This is a genomic window from Micromonospora sp. (assembly GCF_048594385.1).
GTDB lineage: Bacteria > Actinomycetota > Actinomycetes > Mycobacteriales > Micromonosporaceae > Micromonospora > Micromonospora wenchangensis.
In genome coordinates this window covers 1-23,580 of the sequence record NZ_JBMDWU010000234.1, presented here as the reverse complement: position 1 = coordinate 23,580, position 23,580 = coordinate 1, and the positions used below count along the sequence as shown (strand labels likewise).

Annotated in this window: 18 protein-coding genes and 1 pseudogene; 5 read left to right on the top strand and 14 right to left on the bottom strand. The window is 73.2% G+C overall.

Annotation, left to right across the window (positions count from 1 at the left end; translation table 11 throughout):
• Positions 1 to 95: 95 nt before the first annotated feature.
• Positions 96 to 1,256 carry a phosphotransferase family protein gene (locus ACOJTC_RS12230; RefSeq protein WP_420116931.1) on the bottom strand — a complete coding sequence of 387 codons (1,161 nt, stop codon included), beginning with the start codon at positions 1,254 to 1,256 and terminating at the stop codon, positions 96 to 98.
• Between the two features lie 54 nt (positions 1,257 to 1,310).
• Entirely contained in the window at positions 1,311 to 2,012 is a 702-nt protein-coding gene (locus ACOJTC_RS12225; RefSeq protein WP_420116930.1) for a TetR/AcrR family transcriptional regulator C-terminal domain-containing protein, read from the bottom strand.
• 116 nt (positions 2,013 to 2,128) lie between these two features.
• Between ACOJTC_RS12225 and ACOJTC_RS12220 the strand changes: the two genes are divergently transcribed.
• Entirely contained in the window at positions 2,129 to 2,347 is a 219-nt protein-coding gene (locus tag ACOJTC_RS12220; RefSeq protein ID WP_357931497.1) for a hypothetical protein, read from the top strand.
• Between the two features lie 13 nt (positions 2,348 to 2,360).
• On the opposite strand, the gene yidD is transcribed toward ACOJTC_RS12220, so the two are convergent.
• The 3 genes from yidD to ACOJTC_RS12205 all read right to left on the bottom strand — a co-directional run bounded on the left by yidD (position 2,361) and on the right by ACOJTC_RS12205 (position 8,582).
• Entirely contained in the window at positions 2,361 to 2,744 is a 384-nt protein-coding gene (gene yidD, locus ACOJTC_RS12215) for a membrane protein insertion efficiency factor YidD (RefSeq protein WP_357931494.1), read from the bottom strand.
• A 780-nt stretch (positions 2,745 to 3,524) separates the two neighbouring features.
• Entirely contained in the window at positions 3,525 to 6,770 is a 3,246-nt protein-coding gene (locus ACOJTC_RS12210) for an RHS repeat-associated core domain-containing protein (protein ID WP_420116929.1), read from the bottom strand.
• A 732-nt stretch (positions 6,771 to 7,502) separates the two neighbouring features.
• Positions 7,503 to 8,582, bottom strand: coding sequence for a hypothetical protein (locus ACOJTC_RS12205; protein ID WP_420116928.1), 1,080 nt, complete (start codon positions 8,580 to 8,582; stop codon positions 7,503 to 7,505).
• A 249-nt stretch (positions 8,583 to 8,831) separates the two neighbouring features.
• On the opposite strand from ACOJTC_RS12205, the gene ACOJTC_RS12200 reads away from it, so the two are divergent.
• Positions 8,832 to 10,385, top strand: a complete 1,554-nt coding sequence (locus tag ACOJTC_RS12200) for a gluconokinase (protein ID WP_420116927.1) — start codon at positions 8,832 to 8,834, stop codon at positions 10,383 to 10,385.
• Positions 10,386 to 10,433: 48 nt separating this feature from the next.
• Positions 10,434 to 11,990 (top strand): SLC13 family permease, encoded by a 1,557-nt coding sequence (locus ACOJTC_RS12195; RefSeq protein WP_420116957.1) that lies wholly within the window; start codon positions 10,434 to 10,436, stop codon positions 11,988 to 11,990.
• Positions 11,991 to 12,172: 182 nt separating this feature from the next.
• Here ACOJTC_RS12195 and ACOJTC_RS12190 read toward each other — a convergent pair whose 3' ends face one another.
• The 9 genes from ACOJTC_RS12190 to ACOJTC_RS12150 form a co-directional block, all read right to left on the bottom strand.
• The gene (locus ACOJTC_RS12190) at positions 12,173 to 12,952 is read right to left on the bottom strand and encodes a hypothetical protein (RefSeq protein WP_420116926.1); all 780 of its coding nucleotides are present in this window, start codon (positions 12,950 to 12,952) and stop codon (positions 12,173 to 12,175) included.
• 299 nt (positions 12,953 to 13,251) lie between these two features.
• Positions 13,252 to 13,572, bottom strand: a complete 321-nt coding sequence (locus ACOJTC_RS12185; RefSeq protein WP_204927274.1) for a putative quinol monooxygenase — start codon at positions 13,570 to 13,572, stop codon at positions 13,252 to 13,254.
• A 25-nt stretch (positions 13,573 to 13,597) separates the two neighbouring features.
• On the bottom strand, positions 13,598 to 14,356 hold the full coding sequence (locus tag ACOJTC_RS12180; RefSeq protein WP_357931485.1) for a MerR family transcriptional regulator: 759 nt from the start codon (positions 14,354 to 14,356) through the stop codon (positions 13,598 to 13,600).
• A gap of 119 nt (positions 14,357 to 14,475) precedes the next feature.
• A complete protein-coding gene (locus tag ACOJTC_RS12175; RefSeq protein WP_420116925.1) occupies positions 14,476 to 16,782 on the bottom strand; it encodes a putative bifunctional diguanylate cyclase/phosphodiesterase in 2,307 nt (768 codons plus the stop codon).
• 83 nt (positions 16,783 to 16,865) lie between these two features.
• On the bottom strand, positions 16,866 to 18,362 hold the full coding sequence (locus ACOJTC_RS12170; protein ID WP_420116924.1) for a hypothetical protein: 1,497 nt from the start codon (positions 18,360 to 18,362) through the stop codon (positions 16,866 to 16,868).
• Positions 18,359 to 19,447 carry a hypothetical protein gene (locus tag ACOJTC_RS12165; protein ID WP_420116923.1) on the bottom strand — a complete coding sequence of 363 codons (1,089 nt, stop codon included), beginning with the start codon at positions 19,445 to 19,447 and terminating at the stop codon, positions 18,359 to 18,361. The genes ACOJTC_RS12170 and ACOJTC_RS12165 overlap by 4 nt, the downstream gene beginning before the upstream one ends.
• 246 nt (positions 19,448 to 19,693) lie before the next feature.
• A complete protein-coding gene (locus tag ACOJTC_RS12160) occupies positions 19,694 to 19,927 on the bottom strand; it encodes a zinc-ribbon domain-containing protein (RefSeq protein WP_204927278.1) in 234 nt (77 codons plus the stop codon).
• Positions 19,928 to 20,086: 159 nt separating this feature from the next.
• Positions 20,087 to 21,424 (bottom strand): class I SAM-dependent methyltransferase, encoded by a 1,338-nt coding sequence (locus ACOJTC_RS12155; protein ID WP_420116922.1) that lies wholly within the window; start codon positions 21,422 to 21,424, stop codon positions 20,087 to 20,089.
• Complete coding sequence (locus ACOJTC_RS12150; protein WP_420116921.1) at positions 21,421 to 22,803, bottom strand: FAD-binding oxidoreductase; 1,383 nt, start codon at positions 22,801 to 22,803, stop codon at positions 21,421 to 21,423. Before ACOJTC_RS12150 ends, ACOJTC_RS12155 begins: the two co-directional genes overlap by 4 nt.
• Before the next feature lie 191 nt (positions 22,804 to 22,994).
• On the opposite strand from ACOJTC_RS12150, the gene ACOJTC_RS12145 reads away from it, so the two are divergent.
• Both ACOJTC_RS12145 and ACOJTC_RS12140 read left to right on the top strand, forming a co-directional pair.
• Complete coding sequence (locus tag ACOJTC_RS12145) at positions 22,995 to 23,279, top strand: DUF427 domain-containing protein (RefSeq protein ID WP_204927283.1); 285 nt, start codon at positions 22,995 to 22,997, stop codon at positions 23,277 to 23,279.
• Positions 23,280 to 23,337: 58 nt separating this feature from the next.
• A pseudogene (locus tag ACOJTC_RS12140) lies at positions 23,338 to 23,580 on the top strand (hypothetical protein); the annotation flags it as partial.

The window sequence follows — 23,580 nt, the reverse complement described above, 5'->3', positions numbered from 1 at the left end:
CGGCACCTTTGCTGGCTGTGGCGGTCCCCGGCACCCTACCGGCGAATTCCTCCCGGACGGGACCTCCGGTCGGCATTCTTCACCTCCGGCGGCGGTCAGCCGGTTTCGGCGCTCGCCCGCGCCAGGTTCTCCGGCACGTCCCGGTCGTGATAGACCCGCTCGCTGGGCTCGATGCCGGCGAGGAACATCGCGTACACCGCCGCCATGCGCAGCCACGCCACCGGCCGCAGCAGCGCCACCGCCCGTTCCGGCCGGCAGCCCGGCACGTCGGCCCGCCAGCGTGCGCACCAGTCGGCGACGAGGGCGGCAGCCGACCCGGCGGGTAGCTGCTCGGTCAGCCGGAGGATGTCGAAGGCCGGGTGGCCGACGAACGCGTCACCCCAGTCGATGATGGTGTGTCGCCGCCCGTCCGCGCGGACGTTGCCGGGGTGCAGGTCGCCGTGCACGAGGGTGTCGGGCAGCCCGCACCGGGTCACCTCGTCGAGCCGCGTCTCGACGTCGGCGAGCTGCCGGTGCGCCTGGTGCGGGGCGAGCGTCGCGCGCAGCCACCGGGCCAGGGCAGCACCGCGCAGGTCCGGCACTCCGGCGGCGACGAGCCGGTCGGCGTCGGGCAGCGTGCGGATCTGGAGGGCGTGGTGCCGGGCGGCGATGGTGGCGCGTTCGGCGGGGTCGGCCCCGTAGCGGTCCTCCCCCGGCACGTGGTCGAGCAGCATCCGCCCCTCGTCGTCGGCGGCGAGCAGCCTCGGGGTGGCCGGGTCGTCGGCGAGCAGCCGCAGCACCGCCGCCTCGTGCCGGAAGAACACCGGCACCTGTTTGAGCCAGGCGGTGCCGTGCGGCCCGTCGAGCCGCCAGACCGCCGACAGGTTCCAGGTGCGCTCCTGGGCCGACACGTTCGCCGGCCGGCCCAGCCGGTCGAGCTGGGTGGCGGCCCAGGCCAGGCTCGCCGCCGGTCCGCCCGGCTGCGCGTAGGGCGCGCGCAGCGGATGCGCCGCCGGCTGCACCGCCTCCGCCGGCAGCAGCGGTACGCGCACCGGGCCGGCCGCCTCGGCCAGGTAGCTGACGTGGCCCCCGGGTGGCCGGCCGCGCCGCCCGGTCAGCAGTCGCAGCACGGTCACCTCGACGTCGTACGCGGCGCGGGCGCCCGCGACGACCGCCGCCGCGTCCTGCCACCAGGGCACCGGCACGTCGAAGTCGGGTAGCGCGCCGAGCATCCGGCCGGTGGCGTCGACCAGGACGAGGCGGACGGTGCGGACCATGGCCGGACGGTAGCGAGCCGCCCGGTCGGCGCGCGAGCCGAATACCGGCGGCGGTCAGCTCCCCGGGGCGGTGGCGAGGATCGCGTCGAGGCCCCGGACGAAGAGGTCGTCGTCGCTCCACCGGCCGTCGTCGAGGTGGCCGGAGGCGGTGAGGGTGGGGTAGGCGGCGGCGTTGGCCACGAGGTGCCGGCGGGCTTCGGCGCGGGCCCCGGGGTCGTCGGTCTGCCGCCAGGTGGCCTCGGTGAGCGCCGCGCCGATCACGTAGTTGGCCACCAGTCGGGTGACCACGGCGAGGTGCCGGCCGGTGAGCCCGGCGCGGACCAGCGCCGCCTGCAGGAACTCCGTCCGGGCGAGGACGTGCGGGCCGAGCATGGGCCGGCCGATCAGGCCGGGTGCCCAGGGATGGCGGAGCATGGCCGCCCGCCAGCCGCAGGTCAGCGTGCGCACGTCGGCACGCCAGTCGGGGCCGGCGGCCGGCAGCGGCACCTCGCCGAAGATGTGGTCGACGGCCAGGTCGAGGACGTCGTCCCGGGTCGTGACGTGCCAGTACAGGGCGGTGGGGGTGACCGTGAGGCGTTCGGCCAGCCGGCGCATGGTCAGCCCGTCGACGCCGGTGCGGTCGAGCAGGTCGACGGCCGCCGTCACGATCCGTTCCCGGGTCAGCGGGGTGGTCCGGCGGTTGCGGGCCGGCTCCGTCCGCAGCCAGATGGGGGCGGATCGGCCGTCCGGTCGGCCACTGAACTCGGTCGCGTCCACCCGCAGCAGCCTAGTACCGTGCACAGTTAATTTAACAATGTTAGATTAAGGACCGCCGACCGCGTCCCCGGTGGACGGTGGGTACCCGCGGAAGGGCGGTGGCGACCGTGCCGCTGATGCGCATACAACTGGACAGCGACCGGTACACCGCGCGCCGGGTGGTGGAACTGCACCGGGCCGGGAAGGTCCACCGCGAATCCCGGGACGCCGCCCGCGACGAGGTGTGGCGGCGGGGGCGCACCCCCGCCGCGGAACCCGTCTTCGTCGGCACCACCAACGGCGAGCCCGTCCGGCTCATCTACGACGTCGAGGTCTACCGGGACGTCGTCGCCTAGACCCGCCGGACGGTCAGCGGACCGGGTCGTGGGTGCCCCGCGGAACGCCCGGCCGGCACCGGCGCAGCCGGTCCGCCGCCATCCGGCCGCCGACGGCCAGGCCGTGCCGTTCGACGGCGGCCAGCCCGTACGCGCTGCACGTCGGGGTGTAACGGCACTGCCCCGGCCAGCGGTGCGACAACCACCGTCGGTAACCGAGGATCGCCGCCCGGCCCGCCCGGTCCACCACCGGCGCGCGGCTGACCCGGGCGGTGGTCGCGCCGAGGGTAAGCAGGAACGAGAACAGGCCGAAGTCACAGCAGGGCAGGCCGTCACAGTCGCAGACGTCGCAGTCGGCGTCGCACCAGTCACGCTTCTTCTTGCGCTGCTTACGCTTGAAATGGATCACGCCGTACATGATGCGACGGCCCCGCCACCACCCGGACGGCCAGCGGCACACCCGTCCACTCCTGCACGACGCACCCGGGGCCGCCCACGGCTGGATACCCTGGGCGGCCCGGATGCGGAGCAGATCAGCGGTCAGCCGCTGCGACGACGTACAGCGACTCGGATCAGCAGAAGGACCGCCACCAGCAACGCGAACACGGCACCCGGCCACCATCGACCGGACAACCCGATTCCGCCGGTTACCAGCAACAGCACGATGAGTACGGTCTCGGGCCGACCGCCCGCTTTCCTGACGCCCTCTGCCATGCTGCTCTCTCGTCTCTCTCGTCAGCCCAAGCCCCGGGTGGTCATCTCCGCCGCGTGACAAGCAGCGCGAGCGCCACCGGGACGGCAGGGGCGGCCACGATGGCGAGCACGACCGCAACCTGTGACCTTCTCACCCGCACCGGTCTTCCACCGGCCTGCTGACGGCCGTTCCAGCCCTCGAACATGGAGACGGCAGGCCACGCCGATGGGGCACTCCCCCGTGGCAGGAGTGCCCCATCGCGCTGGGAAGCGACCGATTGGACCTGAAGGCTAACGCCGTCGCTTGACGATCATCAACAACCCGAGCACGAGGCAGGCGGCACTGAGCGCGATTGCCACGTATCTCGCTGCAGGGTCGATGCCATCAGCCAGGAGAGCAACCCCGGCAGCAGAGAGTGCGCCGAGAAATGGCGTTGCCGTTGCCGCGCCGACCCTCCAGTCAAGGCGGCCCCTGTCACGATTTCCCACAAATTCCTCCATACCTTTAACACATGTCCATAACTGCGTCGATACCAAAAGGCAGCGAGAATACGGAGACTTCGAAACCTACCAGGGTTGCCGCCACCTGAATAGCGGCAGTGCTGGCAGTGATTCCCACCAGCGCAACCGAGCTTGCAGCAAGCCCAACGACTCCGACCGCGAGAAGCATGCCCGCCACGAAACACTCTGAAGCCGCTCCAGTGGGATCGATATTGTTGGTCGGATTGCAGGCAGCGTAGGCGTACCGGTTGCCGTGCTTCGGGTTGCCGATGAAGCTGAGGTTGTCCTGCTGGGTGAAGCGGCCCTGACCCGGGTTGTACCAGCGCTGTCCGAACTTGGTGAAGCCGGTCTGCGAGTCGTACGTGCCGCCTGCATAGCGGACCACGTTGGTGGCCGCGCCGAGGTAGTACTCGTCGGTGAGGGTGCCGTTGCCGTAGGGGTCGTACTTGTAGGTCGCCGCCACGGTGCCGTCGGCCTTGACGATCGCGACGGTGGAGCCGAGTGCGTCCAGGACGTACGCGTGGTCGGTGGTGCCGACGCGCAGTCCCAGCGGGGTGCCGATGCCGTCGCGCTCCACGTAGGCGGTGGTGCCGCCCGCCGTCCAGGACTGCAGCGAGGCCATCCCGTGCTGGTCCTCCAGGCCGTACTGCATGGTGGTGGTGCCGGCCCGGACCAACTCGACCTGGTCACTGCCGGCGTAGCCGTAGGTGGTGGCGTTCGCGCCGGTCATCTGCTTGGCCGGGTTGTACGTCACCGGGTTGACCGACGGCGTGCTGACCCGGGTCTGGTTGCCCCGCCCGTCGTAGGTGTTGTTGGTGGTGGTGATCTGGTTGGCGGAGTTGTAGGTCAGGGTCTGGGTGGTGCTGCCGTCGACCTTGACGCTGGTCCGGTTGCCGTTGCTGTCGTACGCGTAGTCGTAGGTCTTGCCGTTGTAGTTGGTGGCCTTGGTCAGCCGGTTGCCCTTGTCGTAGGTGAACTGGCTGACCGCGCCGCCGACCTCGTCCTTCTGCCACTGGCGCAGGCCGGTGTCGTCGGCCGTCGCCGTCGAGCAGGGCTGACCGGCTGTGTACTTCGCGTAGCAGTAGGTGACGTCGAAGACGGTGGCCGGGCTCGCCGAGTTGCGGGTGGCGGTGATCCGGGTGGGCCGGTCCGACTTGTCGTACACCGTCTTGATCCGCATGGCGTACGCGCTGTTCGTCTCGTCGCTGGCGAAGTACGTGTTGAGCCGGTTGCCGTTCTTGTCGTACGAGAAGTTGTAGCGGGTGTTCCCGGCGGTGTCCATCCGGACCAGCCAGCTGCGGGTGTTGTAGTAGTACTTCGTGGTGCCCCGGCCGTCGGTGAGCTCGGTCAGGTTGCCGGCGACGTCGTGCGCGTACACGAACGTCGGGGTGCCCGGGTTGGTGCGCCGACGCAGCCGGTTGAGCAGGTCGTACTCCCAGGTGGTGGTGCCCGAGGAGTCGACCCGGCTGATCACGTTGCCGGCCCGGCCGTACTCGAAGGTGACAGCGGTGAGGGTGCCGCAGCCGGAGTAGCTGATCTTCTGGACCCGGTCGTCCTTGCTCCACTGGTAGGTGGTCAGGCAGCCGTCGTCGACGGTCTCCAGCCGGCCCAGGCTGTCGTAGGTGAAGTTCTTCACGGCCAGCCCGTTGCCGGTCGGCGGGGTGACCTTGGTGACCTGCTTGTTCGAGTCGTAGGTGTAGTTGGTGGGGTTACCGGTGTTGGCCGGGTCGGTCGAGGTCTTGACGGTGCCGTCGGTGTTGTAGTCGACCTTGGCCTCGGCGGCGAGCGCGTCGGCGGTCGAGGTGCGGTTGCCGGCGCCGTTGTAGGTGTAGGTCGAGCTGTTGCTCTGGGTGTCGATCGACGACGACGGCTGGAAGTTCGCCGTCGGGTTCGTCGAGGTCGCCGCGTTGGCGTACGCGGCGGACGCGCTGGCCCCGGTGGGCGAGGCCGACTTGGTCAGCGACTCGCCCGCGTTCGCGCCGTAGGTGTTGGTGACGGTGCCGTCCTCGGGGCTGACCGAACTGGCCACGTCGCTGAACGGCGTGTACGTCTTGCTCCGGCTGTTGCCGGCCGGGTCGGTGACCTTGGTGACCCGCTTGTCGCTGTTGAGGTCGTAGGTGGTGTTCGGCACGTTCGCCACCGGCTGGGACAGGTCCTGCCGGGGGTCGGCCACCAACGTCCGCGACGACGTCGGGTACGCCAGCCGGGTGGTGGCGCCCTGCCCGGTGGCGTTGTTGGTGACCTGGGTGAACGAGGTGACCCGGTGCTGACCGTCGTAGGTGACGGTGCTGTAGGTGTCGTCCTTGGTCCAGATCTTCACCAGGTCACCGGCGCTGTCGTACTCGAACGTCCAGCGGCGGGATGACGCAGGTGACTGGATGGCGCTGAGCCGGTTGTTGGCGTCGTACTCGTAGCTGACCTCGCGCAGGACGCCGTAGCCGTCGCTCTGCTGGTACTTCGTCAGCCGGTCGCCGGTGTAGACGACTGTGGCCTTGCGGGCGTAGGCGCCACCCCGGTCGGAGGTCACCTGGGTCATCTTGCCGGCGCTGTAGACGAAGTCGGTGACGTTGCCGTTGCGGTCCTCGGTCTTCTCCAGCACTCCGGCGGAGGTGAAGAAGAGCACCCGCCCGCTGTCGTGCTCGGTCAGCTTCCAGCCGCTCCCGTCGTGGGCCAGGCCGGCCTTGAACTCGCCGGGCGAGGAGTATCCGGAGCCGGAGACGGTGAACTTGCCGACCACCCCGTCGGCGGCGGCGTAGGTGACCGAGCCGTCGTCGGCCGGGTAGAGCTTGACGTCCACTCCGGAGCGGGTACGCCAACCGGGGCCGTGCGCCCCGACGGCCAGGTCGCCGCCGACGAGCAGGCTGTTGAAGCTCGCGCCGAGCGTCACGTTCTCGGCGACGCCGGGCAGGGTGAGGTCGGTGCTGCTCACCATCAGGTTGCCGGAGCCGACGTTGACCTTCGCCTCCAGCCGGTCGGTCAGCGAGAACGACAACTGCGTGCCGTTGCGGACCGGGCCGGTGCCCTTGGGCACCACGGGCGCTGCCCCCGCGGCAGCACGGGCGGTGCGTCGGGTCGGGCTGTCGTAGAGCCAGACGTTCTTGCCGGACCTGGGCGACACCAGCGAGGTGTCCGTCCTGGGGGCGGCGGAGGTGGGCGGGGCGGCGGACGCCGGACCGCCGACCGGGGCGACGACCATCGAGGCGGCCAGCACGGTGGCTGCCACTCCCCCGGTCGTGGTGCGTTTACCCATCAATTCTCCCTATGTTCTCCACGGGAGGGATTCCCGTGGTCGAAGCCATGCGGTAATTGCGCCCGACCGGCCGGGAAAACGGCCGGAAATGGGCGCGCGGAAATGGTGCCGATCGTCGGCTGAGCGACGACGACGCAGGGTACGGTTATGGGGCGACGGATGATGTCGGCGAAAGCGGGCCGGACCTGCTCAGGACGGCGTCGAGCCGCCGCCCCCGGAGAGGGTCAGCAGCGACGGTCCGGTGCCGGAGGCGTACGGTGCGGCCTGTCGAGCAGGCCATTGGCGGGTCGGGCTGCCGGCGTCATCCCCATGGCGACGCTTTCGGTAGCCGGTCGTAGGCGACGCCGGCCCACGACGGGCAGCGGGCGGCCACCCGGCAGCGGGCAGCAACGCCATTATTGACGGCGATTGTCCTGTGCATGATCGACTCCCCCGTGAGTCAATTGCCGTTCGACAAGCTTCTGCCCAAGAAACTATCCATCGATTGAATAAGTGTCAATGAAAAACACAACCAGGTAGGAGTAATGCCTGAATTCCCACACAATCGGACACCGATGTGACGATCCGTGTTCGTGCGGTGGGGCCGACCGTCACCCCACCCACCGGCGGCAGATCAGTCGCGCACCCACAGGCGGCAGATCACCAGTGGGCCGAAGTGGCGGCATCGACCAGGGCCCGACACCGCTACGTCGGCCCACCTGCGACGAGCACCCCCGGAAGGCGGAGCGGCGGTCAGCGGTCGACGGTGCGGCGTACCCCGTCGTGGCCGGCGCAGGGCTTCGGCCGCCCCCCGGTCAGGCTGACCGCGCCGTCGCGGCACAGCACCAGGTAGCCGCGCCCGGCCCAGAACTGCGGCACGCAGTCGAACCAGTCGCAGATCCGGTGGTCGGGTTCCCGGACGCGTTCGCCGCCGCAGTAGTCGTACCCCATCGGGTTGGCCGGCGCCCCGCAGCGCCGCTCCCGCACCACGGACGGTGACGGGGACGGCTGTGGCGGCCGGGTGACGCCCGGACCGGGCGCGGCGGTGGCCGCCGACGCCACCTCGGGGGTGACCGGCGGATCGGACTCGACCAGCACCGCCGGCACCACCAGGGTCAGCGCGGCGGCCACCGCGACGGTCCGCCGACCGCCGGGGACGCGGGCGCTGATCCGGGCCTGCGCCGGGGTGGCGATCGCCGGCCGGAACGGCGCGCTCTCGGCGTGCAGGGCGATCAGCTCGTCGAGCTGGGCGAGGACGGCGGGCCGCTGCTCGATGGCGTCGGCGAAGGCCAGGGTCAGCACGAACCGGAACTCGGCCGCCGCGCCCGGCGGCAGCAGCACGCCGGAGGTCTGCCGCCGGTCCAGGACCTGGATCAGGGTGACCGGGGCCGCCGGGTCGTGCAGCAGCCCGGTCATCCTCCCGTACGCCCAGTCGCGCCGGCCACGCCCGCCGAGCAGGACCAGCCGACGGTTGGTGACCACCGCGATCCCGGCGTCGGTGACCCGGACCCCGTCGGGCAGCCGGTGGCGCAGCGGCCCCGGTTCCGCCTCGACGACCAGGTCGGGGGCGGGTAGCACGGTGGTGTGGCGGACCTCGACCAGCTGCGCGCCGGGCACCGCCCGGAGGACCGCCTCGCCGGGGCCCAACGCCAACGGCAGGCCGACCCCGGCCGCCGCGGTGCCCTGCAGACCGACGGCGAGGGCCCGTAGCCGTCGCAGTTCGTCGTCGCGGCGTCGCCAGGCCCGCTCGACGGTGCGGTAGGCCCGCCGTCGTCGCTCGTTCTGCTGACGTGCCCAGGTGTAGCGCCAGGTGGAACCCGTCGAATCAGTCATCGCCGCGCCGACCCCTCCGCCGTGCGAGCCACCAACCGGGGTGTTCACCCGGCTCAACGGCAGGAATAAGACCGATGGACCCGGCATTACGGATTTACCACCCGATCGGGGGAGGGAAATCCCTCGGACCACGACGAACCGCACACCGGCTCACCTTCCGGTTCTCCGCCGTGCGGGGCGCTGCCGACGTGGGTAACGTCAGCCGCAGCCGGGCCGCGACGCCCGCACCGCCGATGCGAAGGGGGGCCCGTGACCGGTCCGGACCAGCGCCGCCGCGTGGTGCTCGGCGTCGACATCGGCACCACCAGCACCAAGACCGTGGCGTACGACACCGACGGCCACCAACTCGCCAGCCACTCCGTCGGCTACCCCCTCGACGAGCCGCACCCCGGCTACGCCGAGCAGGACCCGCAACTCATCTTCGACGCGGTGGTGGAGACCATCCGCGCCGTCGTCACCGAACTGGGCGACGGCATCGCCGGCCTGTCGTTCAGCACCGCCATGCACAGCCTGATCGGTCTCGACCCGGACGGCGCACCACTCACCCCGTCGGTGACCTGGGCCGACTCCCGGGCCAGCAGCCAGGCCGAACGGCTGCGCGCCGCCCCGTGGGGGCTGGCCCTGCACCGGCGCACCGGCACCCCCGTGCACCCGATGGCCCCACTGCCGAAGATCCTCTGGTACGCCGAGCAGGAGCCGACGCTGCACGCGCGGGTCGCCCGCTGGGTCGGCATCAAGGACTACGTGCTGCTGCGGCTGACCGACACACTGGTCACCGACCACTCGGTCGCCTCGGCCACCGGCCTCATGGACATCCACCAGCTCACCTGGGACGCCCAGGCGTTGCGCGTCGCCGCCATCACCGAGGAACAGCTCCCCCGGCTCGTGCCCACCACCACCGTGCTGCCGGGGCTGACCACCCGCGCCGCCATCGCCACCGGCCTGCCCGCCGACACCCCCGTCGTGGTCGGCGCGGGCGACGGTCCGCTGGCCAACCTCGGCCTCGGGGCCGTACGCCCCGGCGTCGTCGCCTGCTCCATCGGCACCTCCGGGGCGATGCGGGTGGCCGTCGAACGTCCCGCCGTCGACCCGCTCGGCGGGGTGTTCTGCTATGCGCTCACCGAGGACCGGTGGGTCGTCGGCGGGGCGATCAACAACGGCGGGATCGTGCTCCAGTGGGCCGGCGACACCCTCGCCCCCGAGTTCGGCGAGCACGGCGAGGAGGAACTGCTGGCGCTGGCCGCCACCGCGCCGGTCGGCTCCGGCGGGCTGATCATGCTGCCGTACCTGCTCAGCGAGCGCGCCCCGCACTGGAGCGCGCTGCCGCGCGGGGCGTACGTCGGGCTCACCCACGGGCACCGCCGCGAGCATCTCGTCCGGGCCGCGCTGGAGGGGGTCTGCCAGCAGCTCGCCCTGGTCCTGGCGTCGGTCCGGGCCGCCGGCAACGAGGTCCGTGAGGTACACGCCAGCGGCGGCTTCGCCCGCAGCCCCCTGTGGCGGCAGATGCTCGCCGACGCGCTCGGCATGCCGGTGCGGTTCCCCGCCGGCCACGAGGGTTCCAGCTTCGGCGCGGCGCTGCTCGGCATGCAGGCCCTCGGCCTGATCGACTCCATCGACGTCGCCGCCGACCTGGTCCGCATCGACGAGACGGTACGCCCCGAACCGGCCTCCGCCGCCACCTACGCCGCCCTACTCCCCCTGCACTCCGAGCTGTACGACGCGCTGGTGCCCACCTTCGCGTCGCTGCGCCGGCTGGCCCCCAGCCTGCCGGCGGAGCCACCACCCACCCCCGCACCCATGTGACCGCCCGCCCCTCGTCGGGTCGGACCCCGTCCGAAGGTCGTGATCGCCGTGCTCACCCTCCTCGCCGCACCCGCGGAACCGGCCACCAGCGCCGGTGACGCCCAACTGGTCGTGGCCGCTCTGCTGGGCATCGCCGCGGTCGTAGTGCTCATCGCCTGGGGCAAGGTGCACCCCTTCCTGGCGTTGATCCTCGGCGCGGCGGTGCTCGGCGTGGTCGCCGCCATGGCCCCCGACACGATGATCGAGTCGTTCAGCGCCGGGGTCGGCTCCACGGTCGGCGGGGTGGGTCTGCTGATCGCCCTCGGCGCGATGATCGGCGGCCTGCTCGCCGAGTCGGGCGGGGCGGACGGCATCGTCAACCGGGTCGTCGGACGGGTCTCCGGCACCGCCCTGCCCTGGGCCATGGCCGGGGTCGCCGCGCTGATCGGCCTGCCGCTGTTCTTCGAGGTCGGCGTGGTGCTGCTGGTGCCGATCGTGCTGCTGGTCTCGCTGCGCACCGACGTACCGCTGATGAAGATCGGCATCCCGGCGCTGGCCGGCCTGTCGGTGCTGCACGGCCTCGTCCCGCCGCACCCCGGCCCGCTGGTGGCGATCTCCTCGCTCAACGCCGACCTGGGGCTCACCCTCGGGCTGGGCCTGATCATCGCCATCCCCACCGTGATCGTCGCCGGCCCGGTGTTCGGCAACTTCATCGCCCGTTACGTGCCGGCCACCGCGCCGGCCGCGCTGCTGCCCACCCGGCACCCGCCCACCACCGGCGGTGGCCGGCGCGGGCCGGGCAGCCCCGCCGCCGTCCGCGCCCGGGAGTCGGTCGGGCGGGACGCCGGGCGGGGACCGGCCGGCGACGACGACCTGCTCACCGACGACGACCTGGTCAACCCCGGCTCCGGCCGGCCGGGCGCCCCGGTCGACGACAGCGGCACCGAGACGGCCCGGCGTACCCCCAGGTTCTGGCCGGCTGTGCTCACCGTGCTGCTGCCGGTCGTGCTGATGCTGCTGCGCGCGGTCGGTGAACTGACCCTGGCCGACGGCACCGTCGCCCGGCAGACCCTCGACATCGCCGGCGCGCCGATCGTGGCGCTGCTGGCCGGGGTGATCGTCGCCATGTTCACCCTCGGCTACCAGGCCGGATTCAGCCGCAGCCAGGTCTCCTCGGTGCTCGGCGGCTCGCTGCCGCCGATCGCCGGCATCCTGCTCATCGTCGCCGCCGGTGGCGGCTTCAAGCAGGTGCTGGTGGACGCCGGGGTGGGCGACCTGGTCGCCGACGCGGCCAAGGACGCCAACCTCTCCCCGCTGCTGCTGGGCTGGCTGGTCGCCGTGGGCATCCGGGTCGCCACCGGTTCGGCGACGGTCGCCACGATCACCGCCGCCGGCATCGTCGCCCCGCTGGCGGCCACCCTGGACCGTCCCGGGGTGGCGCTGCTGGCCCTGGCCGTCGGCTGCGGGTCGCTGTTCTTCTCGCACGTCAACGACGCCGGCTTCTGGCTGGTCAAGGAGTACTTCGGGCTGACCGTGGGACAGACGATCAAGAGCTGGTCGGTACTGGAGACGATCATCTCGGTGGTCGGCTTCGCCGGCGTGCTCCTCCTCGACCTGCTCCTGTGAGGCCCCTCCCGCCCGCGCCCGCAGGTCGGGTCGACGTTGATCAACTCAATGTCGCCACAAGAGCGGTATCGGAGCGCGCGGATACCGCAGTTGTGGCGATATTGCCAGCCAGCCCCGCCGGGCCGGCAGGCGGGCAGGGGCGGGCAGGGCGGGGCGGGGCCGCCTGGGCGGGGCTCGGGGGGTCAGGCGCCGGGGATGTTGCGGGGTGGGTCCTCGCCGATCAGGCCGGCCTCCGGCTGGTCCGCCGACACGGGCAGGCCGAAGTCCGCGTACGTCAGGTCGAGCGCCGAGGTCTTGCCCGGCTCGCCGGACAGCTCGATCCGGTAGCGGACCAGCCGCCCCTGCGCGTCCACCGTCGCGGTGAACGGCACCGTGGCGGCCCGCTCGCCGAGCACCCCACCCACCCCCTCGCCGAGCACCTCGGTGCTGCGCCGCAGGTCCAGGGTCCCGGCGTAGGCCCGTTCGCCGGTGGCGCGCACCTCGGTGGCCGAGCCGAGGGTGCTGGCCAACCGGGTGTTGTCCAGCCCGGTCCGCTTCGCGGCGGCCGCCTCGACGGTGCCCAGGTGCCACCAGGTACGCCCGTCCCAGACCGGCACCCGCCGGTCCGGGGCGGTCACCTTCACGTAGACGTCGGTGCCGGTGACGAGCCGCTCGATGACCACCTTGCCGTTGGCCACGGCCAGCGTCGTCGTCTCCCGCCCGCGCCGGCCCCTCGGGTCCCAGACCAGGGTGGTGGTGTCCCCGCCGCCCGCGCCGTCGCCCAGGGTCAGCCGGTAGGACTGCTGTTCGACCCGCTGCGCGGCGGTGGCCAGTACGGCGGCCGGCTCGGTCGGGGCCGCTGCGGTCGTGGCCGACCCGGCGGTCGGTGTCGGTCCCGCACCGCTGTCGTCCGAGGTGCAGCCGGCCGCCGTCACCAGGGCGACGAGGGCGGCCGTGGCGGCGGCCCACTTCGGGTGCTTCACGGCGGTCTCCCCGGGTGGCGCGCCCGCCGGCCGAGCCGATCGACGCTGGTGACAGAGCGGTCGCGCCAGCCTAGCCCGGCACCCGGCCGCCGACCGGGCACCCCCGACCAGCTCGCCGCCGACCGGCCACCCGCTCGGCGGCGGTGACGGCGGGACCAGGGCCGGGGATCACGGGCTGCGACCAGGCGCGTGCCGACGACAGGTCCACCGCCGGTCAGGGAGCATCGACCGGCGGCGGTGACGCCGGGACACCACAGGGCGGCCGGGACCGCAGGCCCATCGACGGCAGGTCGGGCCGGTCAGGGGGCCTCGACGGCGGAGATGCGGTAGCGATGCACCTCCGCGCCACGGATCGCCGCGACCTGCTCCTGCTCCGGGCCGGACCCCCGGAACGCCAGCAGCTCGTCGTCGGACTCCCAGCGTTCGTAGACGTTGATCCGGCCCGGCTCGACCAGGTCGGCGCCGATGGCGAAGTCGACGCAGCCGGGCGCCGAGCGGGCCTGCCGGACCACCTCCACGCAGGAGGCCAGGTAGGTGTCCCGCTCGGCGGGGTCGACGTAGAGACTTCCGGCGACGATGAACACGGGCGACCTCCGGTGGGTGGGCGGGACGACCCCCATCCTCACCCACCGCAGGCGGCACCGCTCAGGCCCGGCTGATCGCGTTGGCGTGGATCGCCTCCGCCAGGTACTCCGCCAGCCCCGGCGCGATCTTCTCGTAGAAGGCGGTGAACCGGGGATCGGCCAGGTACATGTCGGCCAGCCCGGTGTGCACCTCGTACGAGCAGTCGTAGAACCAGCGGACGATGAGCTGCCGGTGCTCCTCGGCCAGCGCCATCACCTCCGCCGAGTCGGCGGGCGTCCCGGCGGTCAGCGCCGCCACGATCCGCCGGCCCCAGTCCTCCTGCTCCCCCTTGATGCGCAGCCAGTCCTCCTTCGAGTAGTTCGCCGCCCGCTGGGTCGACACCCGGTACGCCTCGGTGTCGCCCCAGCGCTGCCGCGCCTCCTCGGCGTGCTCCTCCGGATCGACGTCACCGAAGACCTCGAACCGTTCCTCCGGGGTCAGGTTGATCTCCATCCGTCTCGCCTCCATCGCGATCTCGATCGCGGCGACCATCTCCTGGAGCTTCCCGATCCGCCCGCTCAGCAGGTCGTGCTGCCGGCGCAGGTGCGCCGCCGGGTCGGCATCCGGGTCGTCGAGGATCACCGCGATCTCCTCCAGCGGAAACCCCAGCTCCCGGTAGAAGCGGATGTGCTGCAACCGCTCCAGGTCCGCGTCGTCGTAGCGGCGGTAGCCGGCCGGCGTCCGGCCGCCCGGCGAGAGCAGCCCGATATCGTCGTAGTGGTGCAGCGTCCGGACCGTCACCCGGGCCGCCTTCGCCACCTGACCCACCGTGTACGCCATGGTTTCCTCCCTTCGGCACCAAGGCTCCGGCCTGCCGCGACGTGAGGGTCAAGCCCGATTCTGCGCCGGTGGACCCGGCCGGGCCGGCACGACTCCCGGGTCGGCGGGCGGCCGGAGTGTCAGCGGGGGGCGGCGGGGGCGGACAGGGCGGACAGGCCGCCGGGACGGCCGTACCGGTAGCCCTGGCCGTGGACGCAGCCGATCGCGGTGACCGCCGCGTGCTGCCCCTCGGTCTCCACCCCCTCGGCCACCACCGCCAGGTCGAACGCCCCGGCCAGCCGGGTGACCATCTCCACCGTGGCGTACGCCCGCGCGTCGGTGTCCAGCCGGGCCACGAACGACCGGTCGATCTTGAGTTCGGTGGCGGGGATGCGGTGCAGGTAGCTCAACGACGAGTAGCCGGTGCCGAAGTCGTCGATGGCGATGCGGATGCCCAGCTCACGAAGCTGGGCCAGCCGTTCCAGCACCGCCTCGCTGCCGTCGATGAGCGCCGACTCGGTCAGTTCCAGGGTGAGCGCGCGGGGGGCCAGGCCGGCCGAGGCGGTGGCCGCCGTGACGGTGGCGATCAGGTCGGGGCGGCGCAGGTGCGCGGCGGCGATGTTGACCGCCACGGTCGCCTCGGGCACCCGGGCCCGCCAGGTCGCGGCGGCCCGGCACGCCTCGTGGATCACCCACCTGTCGATCGGCACGATCAGCCCGGTCTCCTCGGCCAGCGGCAGGAACGCCGCCGGGGCGAGCAGTCCGAGCCGGGGGTGCCGCCAACGCACCAGCGCCTCCGCGCTGCGGACCACGCCGGTGGCGAGGTCGACGATCGGCTGGTACTCCAGGTGCAGTTGCCGCTCGTCGACGGCCCGCCGCAGGTCGGCGATCAGCTCGGCCCGGGTCACCGCCGACTCCCGCAGCGCCGGGGTGCAGGTGCGGTACGCGGACTTCCCGGCGGCCTTCGCCGCGTACATCGCGATGTCGGCGTCGCGCAGCACGTCGGTGTGGGAGGCGTGCTGCGGGCCGAACTCGGCGATGCCGATGCTGGCCGACGGGTGGACGCCGACGTCCTCCTCGCCCGCCGACGGTTGCAGGGCGGCGAGCAGCCGTTCGGCGAGCCGTTCCGGCACGACCGTCCGGTCCCCGGCGACCAGCACGGCGAACTCGTCCCCGCCGAGGCGGGCGACGGTGCCGTCACCGCCGACGGCGGCCCGCATCCGCAGCGCGATGCTGGTCAGCAGGGTGTCGCCGGTGGCGTGCCCGAACCGGTCGTTGACCTGCTTGAAGCCGTCCAGGTCAAGGAGCAGCACGGCCACCGGCGGCCCGTCGCGCAGCGCCCGGCGGAGCTGCCGGTTGAACATCAGCCGGTTCGGCAGGCCGGTGAGCTGGTCGGTGTAGGCGAGCCGTCGCAGCCGGGCCACCAGCCGCAGGTTCTCGTTGGCGGCCAGCCCCTGCCGCAGGGCGAGCACCCCGAGCAGCGCCATCATGCCGCCGAAGACCAGCGGCGGGGTCTGCCCGGTGGGGCGACGGGCCAGCACCACCGCGATGATCGCCCCGCCGACCGGCAGGTACGGCAGCGCCACCCGCCACCAGGACGGGAGCGGGGACTCGCCGATCTCCTCGGCGCCGTCGCAGGTGGGCGGCGGTGGCCGGGTGGTGGCGATGCCGATCAGCAGGTAGCTCAGCGGCCAGCAGACGTCGATCGGGTGCCCGGGGGTGTAGCTGCCGTGCGCGACCAGCGAGACGTAGACCGCGTCCGCGCCGGCCCGGGTGACCAGGCTCGCCCCGATCAGGGTCAGCGGCGGCCACACCGAGCGGGCCGGGCCGGCCACCGCCACCAGGATGGTCAGCTGCATCAGGTCGATCATCGGGTAGAGCAGGCCGAGGGTGCGCAGCGGATCGTCGAGGTCGGCGGCGGCGACGTCGCGGAACACCACCACCCAGCCGATCGGGATCAGGGCCAGCCCGACGATCACCCCGTCCAGCACGGTGCGGGCCCGGCCCACCGCGCTGCGTGGCGCGGTCAGCGAGGTCAGCAGCGCGGCCGTGCCGGTGACGATGCCGGCGGTGAAGACCGCCCCGATCAGCGGGGTGTGCGGCAGCTCGTCGGCGCGCAGCCGGTCCACCGTCCACAGCAGCCGGCCGGCGGCGGCCAGCCCCATGGTGAGCGCGAGCAGCGCCCAGAACCGGCGCAGCGGGGCGGGGTGCCGGCGCATCGTGCGGACGCAGGCGTAGCTGGCCCAGCTCGCCACGGCGGTGGCGGTGACGTCACTGACCAGGGCCGCCCTGGGCAGCGCGGCGAGCAGCCAGAACAACTCCAGCACGACGGCCACCGCGGCGACGACCGCACCCACCCGGGGGAGGGTCAGCGGTCGGGTCGGCGCGCCGGAGACGGCGTCCTGGGGTAGCACGGTGATCGCTCCGGCTCTCTCTCCAACGCGCACCTCGACCGTGCGGACGGATCACGGACGGCGAACCATCGAAGCCTAGCCAGCCGGGCGGGTCACCGCCACACTCACCGGGTCGGCTATCCGACCACTGAGGACAGCGCCTCGGGCAGTTCGTAGGTCGGCGGTCCCCCGTGCGTCCACGGTGTCTCCTCGGCCGTGGGGAACGTCCCGGCGGGCAGGTACGCCTCCGACAGGGTGGTCAGGCAGAGCCGCTCCCCCACCTGCGGCACGCTGCCCGGCGGCGCGGTCAGCCCCCGTCCCATCCCGCCCGACAGCTCCAGCACCACCTCGGTCCGGCCGTCCGCCGCCGGGGTCACGAAGACCACCGTCGCCTTCTGGGCCGGCCGCGCCGTCGACCACAGGGTCGCCCCGACCGGCATCCGCACCGGTTCGGTGGTCACCACCTGGATCCTCGGCCGCAGCACCGGCCGCTTGCCGCTGTCGTCCACCCGCCCCGGGTCGGCCAGGGTCACGTCGGCGACGAACGCCTCCCCGGCCAGCCGGTGCTCGGCCATCACCAGCGGGTCGTCATAGGCGCGCTGCACGGCGTAGCTGGTCGCGGCACGTTCCAGCCGGTGCAGCCGGACCGCCGCCGCGACCGCGCCGTCGTGCCGGGGCTGCGGCCCGCCGTCGGCGTCAAGGTGCTCGGCGTAACCGGTGAAGGCGTCCCGGTCACCGGCCCATCGGGCCGCCACCCGGGCACCGGGCGGCAGCCCGTCGAGCAGCCCCAGGCCGCGCCACATCAGCTCCCAGGTGGGCGCGAGCTGCCCGCGCAGCAACCGCACCAGCTCCGCGTACGCCTCGTCGCGGGCGGTCGGGTCGTCGTCGGCCGCCGCCCAGGCCGCCATCACCGGGGCGAGCGCCACGTTGTCGAACTCCGGGTCGGTGGCCGGGCCGGCCGGCGGGCACACCGCCGGGTCCTCGGCCCGCGCGGCGGCCTCGGCCCCGGTCGAGCCGGCCGGCGGGTCGATCCAGCCGAGCAGCGCCGGCAGGTGCTGGTCCTCCACCGCGCTCTGCCCGGTCGCCCAGTGCAGGGTGAGCGCGTCGGTCATCGCCAGCAGCGCCGACGAGCCGGGCTGCTCGGCCCGCTCGGCGAAGAACGTCAGCCAACGGCCGAGCAGCGGGACGGCCGGGTGCACCGGATACTCCCCGTCGGGGCGGCGGAACCGGGTGGAGCGGCCCAGCAGCCGCAGGAAGGTGATCCCGGCCGGGTTCGGCACCCACAGCTGCGGGGCGTCGGCGTACCGGTAGCGGACGTCGCGGCCCCGGTCCACGGCCACCGCCTCCGAGACACCCCGGAAGCCGTCGAGCCAGGGCAGCACGGTCGCGGCCAGCTCGGTGACGAACCGGAACCGCTGGTCCCGGTTGCGGGGCTGCGGCACGACCAGCAGCCGTGCGTCGGCCGGGTCGGTGCCGACCAGCGCGGCGAGCGGGGCGTGCGCCTCACCGGCCATCGCCAGCGGCACCAGCACCAGCGGGCGCTGCGCCAGGTGCAGGTGCCGGACGGTGGCGACCGGCTGGGCCACCCCCGCGGCGAGCGCCTGCGCCTTCGCCAGCGCGCGCAGCGTACTCATGACCGGTGGCCGGCGAGGGCGTCGGCGCGCAGCCGGGCGGCGGAGCGCAGCAGCGCGGCTGCCTCCTCCCGCTCCGGGTCGACGGCCGGCCCGCCGGCCGCCAGGGCCAGCACCTCGGCCACCTCGGCGATGCCGCCCAGGGCCTCCCGCACCGGCCGGCCCAACGCCCCGGTCTGCCCGCGCGCCTCGTCCCGGCAGAAGTACGCCAGCTCGCAGCCGGCCAGGCAGTCCGGCGCGTACCGGGCCGGCACGGTGTGCAGCGCGGCGGTCAGCGTCACCGGGTCGACGGCCGGGTCGACGGTGAACCCGGCCGGCACGGCGGTGAGCAGGTCGTCCAGCCGGGCCATCCGCTCCAGTTGGCGGCGCAGCACCAGCAGTTGCTTGCGGACGTCGATCAGGCTGGCCATCGGCTGGTTGGCGAAGTCACGCGGGCAGACCAGCACCACGTCGTGCGACACCGACTCCGGGTCCCGCCCCTCGGCGGCGAGCAGGTCGCGCAGCGCCAGCACGTAGACGGCGGACTGGACGGCCGCGGCGGACACCTTCGCCGGGTCGGCCTGCCCGTCGATCACCGGGAACGACTTGATCTCCACGACGTGGAACCGGCCGCCGAGCCGGGCGGCGACCAGATCCGGTTCCAGGTGCACCCGCTGACCGGCCACGTCCAGGCCGAGCAGTGGATGGTCGAACAGCGCCGCGTCCGGCCCGGTGGCGGTCAGCGCGGCCCGCGAGCGTTCCCGCCGGTCGGGCAGGTCGTCCGCGCCGCCCAGGTCCGTCCAGCTCGCCCGCTGCGGCACCGGTACGCCCAACCGCTGCGCGACCAGCCGCAGCAGCTCCGCCCCACCGTCGGCCTTGACCTGCGCCTCGAACGCGTTGCCCCGGGTGATGGCGAACCGGGACTGGCCGAACCGGGCGGGGAAGCCGACCCGCTGCGCGAGCGCCGACTTGTCCACCCCGGCCCCGTCCAGCACGGCCCGGCGGGCGCAGCCGGGGTTTCCGGTGAGCGCGGCGATGGTCCGGGCGTTGTGCCGTTTCGGGGGCACGTCGCCCCGGATCGCGGCCAGGCGTTGCGCGGTGCTCGTCACGACAGGCCACGATAGCCGCCCCGACCGACCCCGGCCGGCAGCCGACGCCCGCTGCGGGGCGGCCGGGTCAGCGGCCGGCGGACCGGTTCCAGGGCGAACGGGGGGAACGGGCACCGGCTGTCGGCCGCCGGCGGCGGCGCGACGGGCGACGACCGGGGGTGCAGGGCGGGCGGGAGGCGGTGTGCACCGGCGCGGTCGGCGGACCTGGCGGGCGGCCGATCAGCCAGCAGAGGAAGCGGGCCACGGTCAGCCGACCGGGAGGCGACGGGCCTCGTCGGCGTCGACGACGGACTCGACGCCACAGAACGAGCACTGTTGCACGTACTTTGTTCGGATCGGGATCAGCGGGACGAAGAACAGGGTGAACTTCGTCGACCGGCGGCTGATCACCTGTGCGGCCTGGTTGCCGCAGTGCCGGCAGACGGCGGTCACCACCCCCGACCGGGTGACCCTGGTACGGAGTCCGAAGATGAGGAACATCGCCGGGCATTACCCAGCCCGACGCCCCGGGAACCACCGGCGGACAACTCCGTACCGGTGCGTCCGCCGTGCGGGGCGCGGGCGCTGCGATGCGTCGGCGGACGGCGGGAGCCGCGCCACCGTGGCGCGGCTCCCGTCGGACCGGTACGGGCGGTGCGGTCAGGGCGTCCAGTTCGGGCGCAGCGGGTAGCCGTTCACGCCGTCCAGGCCGTTGCGGGTGGCCAGCACCTGGTGCAGTTGGATGCCGTTGCGTTCGAAGGCCAACCGCGACCCGGCCATGTAGAGGCCCCAGACCCGGGCGGTGCCCCGGCCCACCTCGTCGACGCAGAAGTCCCAGTTCGCCACGAGGTTGCGGCACCAGGCGGCAAGCGTCGACGCGTAGTGCTGCCGCAGGTTCTCCTCGTGGTGCACCTCGAACCCGGCGTCGTGCACCTCGCTGATCAGGCGGCCCGGCCCGGCCAGCTCACCGTCGGGGAAGACGTAGCGGTCGATGAACGCGCCGGAGCGGTGCGGGGCCCGGTTGTCGGCCCGGGTGATGCAGTGGTTGAGCAGCCGGCCGCCGGGACGCAGCCGCTCCCGCAGCGCCCGGAAGTAGGCCGGATAGTTGCGTACCCCGATGTGCTCGGTCAGCCCGATCGAGGAGATCGCGTCGAACTGCTCGCGGGGCGCGTCGCGGTAGTCGAGGTGACGCACCTCGGCCAGCCCGGTCAGCCCCTCCCGGGCGATTGCCTCCTGGGCCCACTGCGCCTGCTCCCGGGACAGGGTCACGCCGAGCGCCGTGACGCCGTACTCGCGGGCCGCGTGCCGGACCATGCCGCCCCAGCCGCAGCCCACGTCGAGCAGGCGCATCCCCGGCTTGAGCGCCAGCTTGCCGGCGACCAGGTCGTACTTGGCCGACTGGGCCTGCTCCAGGGTGTCGGTCGGGCTGTGGTAGACCGCGCAGGTGTACGTCATCGAGTCGCCGAGCACCTTCTCGTAGAAGGCGTTGGACACGTCGTAGTGGTGCGAGATGGCGGTGCTGTCCCGGCTGCGGGAGTGCCGGAGCCCGCCCATCACCCGCCGCCAGCGGGGCAGCGCCTCCTGCGGCGGGGCCGGCGGGGGCCGCAGCCGCTCCCAGCCGAGCCCGCGCACCAGGGCCAGCCCCTCGGCCAGCGAGGGGATGCGCAGCCGCAGGTCCGTCAGCACCCGCAGGGCCTCGTACGGGTCACCGGGGTGCACCCCGCCGAGCCCGAGGTCGCCGCTGACGTAGGCCCGGGCCATACCCAGGTCGCCCGGGGCGGTGAGCAGGTAGGACAGCCCCCGCTCGGAACGGATGTCGAGGGTGATCCCGGCGTCGGCCGGGCCGATCGCGCTGCCGTCGTAGCCGGTGATGCGGACCGGCAGGTCCCGCATGGTGACCGCGCGGACGACGTCGGCGACGGTCGGTGCCCGCCGACCCCCCGCCGGCGGGCTGGCCGGGGCGCTCGCCGCCCCCTGTTCTCGGTCGGTCAGGCTCATTCTCGTGCAACCGCCTTCTCGTAGAGTCCGGTGAGCCGATGGTCCGGGTCGTAGCGGTCCCTCACGGCACGCCAGGTCTTCCCGCCGTAGAGCCGGTCGAAGGCCGCCCGGTCGTAGTACGCGTCGGAGTAGAGCGACTTGTGTCCGCCGAACTCCGACACCATCCGCTCGATGGAGCGGTTCACCTCGCCGTCCGCGGCGCCCTCCGCGATCGGCACACTGCCCCAGAAGCCGATGTTGACGTACGTCTGGCCGGGGCGTAGCGGATACAACGGCCAGGCGCGGGCGGAGCCGGGGCCGTCGGGCTCGCGCAGCCGCAACGGGCACAGCCACACCGGGGTCATCCCCACGTTCCGGTCGAACCAGCGCAGGAAGTCGGCCGTGCCGTCCAGCGGGATCTCGACGTCCTGCACGACGCGTTCCCGGGCCGGCCGGCCACGCCACCGGTCCACCCGGGCGGCCACCTGGTGACGGTGTTCCAGCCGGACCAGCCGGTGGTAGACGTCGCTGCGCCGCCAGCGGGCCGGCCAGAGCCGGCGTACCACCGGGTGCTGCACCCCGAACGCGGCCGAACACCAGAACCAGTCGGTGTCCCACCGCCACAGGTAGTCGTGGCCGCTGAGGGTGTCACGCACCCGGCGGCGCAGCGAGCGGTAGTAGATGTCCTGGCCGGTGTAGTCGCTGGGCCGCTCGGGCTCGTCGGTGAACGAGCCGAGCACCAGGTAGGACTCGCCGGGGCTGAACATGACGCCGTCCATCGCGTCGACCGGCCGACCCTCCCACTCGCCCTTGGCGACCACGTCGGCGACGGCGGCGGTCAGCTCCTCCAGCCGGGTGAACCGGATGTTGCGCAGGGCCACCGCCCGCCCGACCGGTTGGAGTTCGATGCGCAGCCGGGTGGCGTACCCGAGGCTGCCCAGCGAGTTGGGGAAGGCGGCGAACAGCTCGGCGTCCGGACCGTCCGGGCGGGCGGTGACGATCTCCCCCGCGCCGGTGAGGACGTCCAGCTCGATGACCGACTCGTGCGGGAGCCCGTTGCGGAACGACGTCGACTCGATGCCCAGCCCGGTGACCGCGCCACCCAGGGTGATCGTGCGCAACTGCGGCACGACCAACGGCATCAGCCCGTGCGGGAGGGTCGCGTCGACCAGGTCCTCATAGGTGCACATGCCCTGCACGTCGGCGGTGCGGGCCACCGGGTCGACCGACAGGACACCGTCCAGACCGCTGACGTCGAGCCCGGGGGTGCCGGTGGCCGATCGGGGCCGGAACAGGTTGGAGGTGCGTTTGGCCAGGCGTACGGGATGCCCGGGGGGCACGGCGGCGTACGACCGTCGCAACGCGTCCACCGCCAGCTCATGATCACGCAGCGCGCGCATGAGATCACCTTACGCGTGATGTGCCGTTCCGGGGGACCGCACCGCTGACCGTTTCGGATCAGGCGGCAACCTCCGACGTGGTGTCCTCGCCGGGCTGCTCAGCGGGGTTGGCCACCCCGCCCGGCACCGGCGGAGGGGACGGTCCACGAGGGGCCCGCGACCGGGGCCCACCGGGGGCGTAGCGTGGTGACATGCCGAAAGCCGTGTGGAACGACCAGGTCGTGGCCGAGAGCGACGACACCGTCCTGGTGGAGGGCAACCACTACTTCCCCCGAAGCACCCTGCGCGACGACCTGATCACCGAGTCGGCGACGCAGACGGTCTGCCCCTGGAAGGGCACCGCCTCCTACTACTCCCTCACCGACGGTGAGCGCACGAGCCCCGACGCCGTCTGGTACTACCCGGACCCGAAGCCCGAGGCGGAGCAGATCCGCGACCGGGTGGCGTTCTGGAAGGACGTCCGGGTCGTCGACTGATCCCGCCGGCCCGCGGGCCGACTGGCCGTCGGCCCGCCCGGTGGGTCACCATGCTGGCATGGCCGTCCCCGATCCCCACCACGATCCGTCCGGCACCGTGTACGGGGCCCGTCGGGTGGCCCGCCCCGGGCTGCCCGCCGATCCGCTGATGCGGTTCGCGCTGGCCGCCGGCCTGGCGGGCGTACTGCTGGGGGTCTTCTTCGCCACCGGCGTGCTCGGCGGTGGCGGCTCCCCGCCGCCGGTGGTGCCGGCCGCCGCCGCGCCGACCCCGGCCGCCCCGACCCCGGCGGCCCCGACGACC